Annotated in this window: 1 protein-coding gene; it reads right to left on the minus strand. The window is 67.7% G+C overall.

The window, feature by feature from the left end; translation table 11 throughout:
* Positions 1-1,006: glycoside hydrolase family 1 protein (locus ABD164_RS17950; protein ID WP_344298073.1), on the minus strand; the 1,006-nt coding region annotated here is incomplete at its 3' end.
* Positions 1,007-1,036: the final 30 nt, after the last annotated feature.

Genomic DNA, 1,036 nt, shown 5'->3' on the forward strand with positions numbered 1-1,036 from the left:
CGAGGCGGAACGGCAGGCCCGTCATCGCCTCACTCGTGCCATCGGGGCTCTCGCCGGTGCCCGCACCTGCGGCCACCCGACTCGGTTGGTAGTAGTTGAGCCCGTAGAAGTCGAGCGGCTGGTGGATCTGGTCGAGATCGCCCGACGGCACCGAATCGAACACCTCGAAGAGCGCGCCCAACTCCGCCGGTACTTCGGGATAGCGGCCGAGCAACACGGGGTCTGCGAACATCCGGTTGTGCACGAGGTCGAACAGCGCGGCCATCATGTGGTCGTCAGCGGTGTCAGCGACCGGCTCGACGGGGCTGTGCGTGTTGGTCATGCCCACACGGCCCGACACCCCGGCTCCGCGCAGCGCCTCGACAGCCAGCCCATGGCCGAGCAACTGGTGATGCACGGCGGGGAGCGCATCGAACAGCAGGGTGTACCCGGGCGCATGCAGGCCGAGCGCGTAGCCGTTGAGCGTCACCGTCGCCGGTTCGTTGATCGTGATCCACGCGTCGATGCGATCGCCGAACCGCTCGCCGAGCAGACCCGCGAACTCGCCGAGCCGGTACGCGGTGTCGCGATCGAGCCAACCCCTGGCGTACTCCTCGGGCAGATCCCAGTGCGAGACCGTCGCGAACGACGAGATCCCCGCCTCACCGAGTTCGTCGAGGAGGCGATCGTAGAACTCTGCGCCATCGCGATCCAACGGCCCCGTCCCGTGCGGCTGCAACCTCGTCCAAGCGAACGAGAACCGGTACGCATCTGATCCCAGCTCGCGCATCAGCGCCACGTCTTCGCGGTAGCGGTGGAAATGATCAGCCGTCACAGAGGTGTCACTGCCATCGACGATGCGTCCGGGCTCGGCGCTGAACGCGTCCCAGACGCTGCGACTGCGATTGCCGATCTTCACCGCGCCCTCGATCTGGGCGGCCGCGGTCGCCGTGCCCATCACGAACCCTTCGGGCAGCCGACGCGCCAGCGCCGCCGGGGTCGGCCGGTGCGGGGTGAACTCGAGCATCTTCGCCTCCATCTACGGACATCCATGTCC

Origin of the sequence: Agromyces neolithicus (genome assembly GCF_039529735.1) — a bacterium.
GTDB classification, from domain to species: Bacteria; Actinomycetota; Actinomycetes; order Actinomycetales; family Microbacteriaceae; genus Agromyces; species Agromyces neolithicus.